Source organism: Pseudomonas sp. Xaverov 83 (assembly GCF_019352905.1).
GTDB lineage: Bacteria > Pseudomonadota > Gammaproteobacteria > Pseudomonadales > Pseudomonadaceae > Aquipseudomonas > Aquipseudomonas yamanorum.
Map to the genome: position 1 here is coordinate 1 of NZ_JAAAFU010000013.1, position 4,399 is coordinate 4,399.

The 4,399-nt window shown below is 59.5% G+C and carries 3 protein-coding genes; all 3 read right to left on the reverse strand.

What is annotated here, in order from left to right:
- Positions 1-136 precede the first annotated feature (136 nt).
- The 3 genes from K0H47_RS06320 to K0H47_RS06330 all read right to left on the reverse strand — a co-directional run bounded on the left by K0H47_RS06320 (position 137) and on the right by K0H47_RS06330 (position 4,144).
- A complete protein-coding gene (locus K0H47_RS06320) occupies positions 137-2,560 on the reverse strand; it encodes a TonB-dependent siderophore receptor (RefSeq protein WP_219272205.1) in 2,424 nt (807 codons plus the stop codon).
- 77 nt (positions 2,561-2,637) lie between these two features.
- The gene (locus K0H47_RS06325; protein WP_219272206.1) at positions 2,638-3,618 is read right to left on the reverse strand and encodes a FecR family protein; all 981 of its coding nucleotides are present in this window, start codon (positions 3,616-3,618) and stop codon (positions 2,638-2,640) included.
- A 7-nt stretch (positions 3,619-3,625) separates the two neighbouring features.
- On the reverse strand, positions 3,626-4,144 hold the full coding sequence (locus K0H47_RS06330) for a sigma-70 family RNA polymerase sigma factor (RefSeq protein WP_201139676.1): 519 nt from the start codon (positions 4,142-4,144) through the stop codon (positions 3,626-3,628).
- Between the last annotated feature and the right edge of the window lie 255 nt (positions 4,145-4,399).

Consider the following 4,399-nt stretch of genomic DNA (forward strand, 5'->3'; position numbering starts at 1 on the left):
CTGGAACGCTGAACGCCAGGTACCACGGAAAGCCCGCTCATTGAGCGGGCTTTTTGCTGTCTGGGGTTTGCCAAAACCACCAGTCAGAAAAACGCCCCCGATCATGTGCCGTGATCGGGGGCGTTTTTTATGGGGTTTAGAAATCCCAGCGGGTGGTGACCATGAAGTTACGTGGCTCGCCATAAGCGGCGGAGTTATAGAAGCCGATGTTGGTGTAGTAGGACTTGTCGAAGATGTTATTGACGTTCAGCGTCGCCGACACGTTCTTGGTGATCTGGTAGCGGGTCATCAGGTCCACCAGCCAGTATGCCTCCTGGGAAAACTCTTCATATCCGCCATGGGGAGTGTTGTAGATGTCCTGCCAGCCCACGCTCTGCCAGCGCACGCCACCACCGACGGTCAGCTTGTCCAGGTCGCCCTTGAGTTTATAGGTGGTGTACAGCTTGACCTGGTCTTCGGGCTCAAACGTTGAAATCTTCTGGTCCTGGTCGTCACGCACCACCTTGTGGGTGTAGCCGGCCTGAACCTGCCATCCCGGGCTCAACTCGCCGGACACTTCCAGCTCATAGCCCTTGGTGACGGCCTTGGTGCCTTTGTAGGCGTAGTTCTGTGGTGTCGGTTTCAGGTTGTTGTAGTCATCGTCGGAAACGGCGCGGTTGTTTTCATGGATCTCGAAGTACGCCGCGCTGGCGTTCAGGCGTCCATCGAAGAAATCAGCCTTCATGCCCAGTTCGTAGTTTTGGCCTTCGTCCGGCTCCAGCAACTGGTTTTGCCGGTCGCGGTTGTAGTTTTCCTGGGGCATGAAGATATCGGTGTAGCTGGCATAGACCGAGTAGGTGTCATCCAGGTCGTAGACCACGCCGACGTACGGTACGAAGCGTCCGGTCTCGCGGTAGGACGGGTTGTTGCCGGTCAGGTGGTAATTGACCACGCGGCCACCGAGCAGCAGCTTCAGGTCGTCGGCCAGGTTCAGGCGCGTGGTCATGTAGGCGCCGGTCTGGCGAATGGTGTCGTCGGTATATTGCTGCGGCGCGCCCCAATCGGGTTGGGTGGCGTGGCCGTGCCAGTTATTGAAGTCCACCATGTTGGGGGTGAGGTTCCAGTAACCCTTGCCGTTCCAGTCCGAAATGCCGATGGACCCGCCCAGCACCAGTTCATGCTCGCGGCCGCCCAGGCTGAACGGGCCGCTGGCATACAAGTCGGCGGAATCGCTGACGGTTTCCCCGGTGTATTTGCCCGAGGTGATTTTGGCGGTGCCATCTGCCCGTGGCTCATCGCCCTGGATCGAGCCCATCAGCGCATGGTAGCCGTTGATCTTGTGATCCAGTTGCAACTTGGTGACCCAGCCATTACCCAAGTCATGCTCGAGCATGGCGAAGGCGGTGCGGGTGTATTGCTCCCAACTGCTCCAGTTGGCCGCGTTGTTGAACGAGCGCTTTACGCTATTGCGGTCGCCATTGGCGTTGATCAGCGGGAAGCTGCCGGACCAGCTCGAGGCGGTGGGCAGGCTGTCCTGATAGTCGCCGCCCACGGTCAGCATCGTGTCGGGGGACAGGTCGAATTCCATGATGCCGTAGTACACCGGGCTTTTGCGCGAGTAACGGTCCATGAACGAGCGCTTGTCCTGATACGCCGCGACGGCCCGGCCACGCACGTTGCCGCTTTCGGTCATCGGGCCGCTGACGTCCAGTTCGCTGCGATAGTTATCCCAGGAGCCCGCGCCGAGGCTGGCATGGCCCTGGAAATCAGCCGTAGGTTTCTTGCGCACCAGGTTGATCGTGGCACCCAGCGAACCGGCACCGGTCAGCAGGCCCGTGGCGCCTTTAAGCACTTCGACCCGATCATAGATCGCCATGTCGCTCAGGGTATTGCCCGCCGAATAGGCGACGTTGCGCGCGGTGGAAGGAATGCCGTCGTACTGGAAGTTGTTGATGGAGAAACCGCGGGCATAGTAGTTGGTGCGATCGGTGTCGAAGGCCGACACGGTAATGCCTGGGGTATGGCGCATCACGTCGTCGACGTTGTTCAGGCCGAAGTCATCCATGTGCTTGCGGGTGACGACGGTCACCGATTGCGGGGTTTCCTTGGGGGTCAACACCAGCCGCGTCGCAGTTGCGATGCTGCCTGGGGTGTAGGAATCAGTACCTTCGGTGACGTTGCCCAACTGGTTGGCGCTTACCTGCGTCGGGCCCAGTTCCATGGCGTCGGTAGCCGCGGGGTTAGCTTCCAGCGCGTACACCTGATCACCTTTGATCACGCGGTAGCCGCTGCCCTGTAACAGCCTGTCGAACCCTGCGTCCACGCTATAAGTGCCTTTCAGCCCTGGCCCATTCAGCCCTTGGAGGTTCTGGGACTGGAACACAATGGCCACCCCCGCTTGCTGGGCAAACTGGTTAAGTGTTGCGCCCAGCGGCCCTGCAGGTATGTCGTAGGCTTGGGCGGCAACGTTTACCGTGTCGGCCTGTGCCACGTGGATATTCAACAACGTCGTCGCGAGCAGTGTGAGGGTCAGCGGCGCGCTGCTCAGCAGGCGTCTGCGGGGTTTGGAAGGGAGCGGCATGACGATGGCAGTCCTTTAGTTATCGATATACCTTCCTTGACGGGTAGCTTTAAACAAAGCGGAAACAATTTGGATAATTATTTTTTGTTCTCGGTATCCGGGCTGACGATCATCAGCCACGGCGTAAAGGTTTTCAGCGTGATCGGCAGGGTTTGAGCCAGCATCTGCAAGGTGCGGTCGGTGTCATCCAGGGGAAGTACGGCCGAGACCTTGAGGTTCGCCAGTGCGGCTCGATCAAACTGCAAGCGGCCCGAACGGTGGCGGGCGATCTCATCCAGCACTTCCGGCAACGGTCGGTTATCCACCACCAGTTGATGGCGGCGCCAGGCCCCATTGATGCTCGCCGTATCGATACTGCCGGAGAGGCGCGCGGCATCCTTGCTGAGCCGAGCCTGCGAGCCTGCGTCCACTTCCAGCGTCTGCTGGCCATTCGCGCTTTGGGCGGCAACGCGGGATTCGAGCATGCTCAGTACGGTGACATCACCTTCACGCCTGACCACAAACCGCGTACCCAGCGCACGCAGGGAGCCCTGGGCCGTCTGCACCACAAACGGACGGTCGCCATCGTGGGCCACTTCCACCAGGATCTCACCTTGCAGCAATTCGATGCGCCGCTGCCGGCTGTCGAAATGCAGGTTCGCCGCACTGATGCCGTTCAAGGTCAGCGTGGAGCCGTCCGCCAGGCGCAGGGTTTTCCATTCGCCGGGGCCGTTGTGTACATCGGCCATCCACTGTTGCGGGTAAGGGCTGTAGAGCAGCGCCGCGGCGGGAAGGGCCAGGCTGCAAGCCAATACCAACGCGCGGACGTAATTTTTGCGGGCTTTCCCCTGCCGAGGAAAGGCCGCACTCAAGGCCGCCCGCGCCGGTGCTTTTTGCCCGCGCAGGGCCTGCATCCGCGCAATCACGTCTTCCATGCGCGCCGCTGAGGCTGCGTGCTGCGGTCCTTGCTGCTTCCAGCGCTCGAACGCCTGGCGCTGGGCCTCGCTCAATTCGCCTTCGTGCAGGCGAATCATCCATTCGGCGGCTTGTTCGTCGATCTGTTGGCGGGAGTCGGGCATGCGCGGTTCAGATATCCACGCTGTGGCTGCAATGCAGCAGGGCCTGGATCAAATACTTGCGTACCGTACGCTCCGACAATTTCAGGTGGCGGGCGATTTGCTGCTGGGTCAGGTCTTCGAGGTAATACAGCACAAACGCCTGACGCACGTTGTCGTGCATGCCTTCAAGAATGAAAGCGATGTGCTCAAGGGCTTCCAGGGTGGTGTGGATCTGTTCCGGCGACTGGAAACCCTCCAGGGTTTCCACCGTCAGCATCAATTCCTGAAGATAGGCGTGCTCAATCTGCTTGCGCCGGGCCTGGTCGATGACCAGCCGCCTGGCGGTGGTGCTCAAATAGGCGCGGGGTTCGCGAATACTGGTCACCGACTCTCGTGCGTGCAAAATCCGCGCGAAGGTGTCCTGCGCCACGTCGGCGGCATTGTGGGTACAGCCCAGTTTTCGGCGCAACCAAGTGAACAGCCAGCTGTGATGCGCGCTGTATAGCTCGGTAATCTCCCGTTGGAACGGCGGTTCACCCACAGACATAAGGCGCGGTCCAGGTGTTATTGAGAATAATTGTTAATTGTGGGGCCAAGGCTTGTGCAAACGCAATAGACTCGCGTTTGCGCCCAAAGCGCCGGTTTTGCGGGGTTCGCAGGGGCTAAGGCAAAATATTTTGAATAAATTGCATTTAAATCATGACATTACGAAAAATTGCTATAGAATGCGCCCCACACCGAAAGTGAAGGGTGATTAGCTCAGCTGGGAGAGCGTCTGCCTTACAAGCAGAATGTCGGCGGT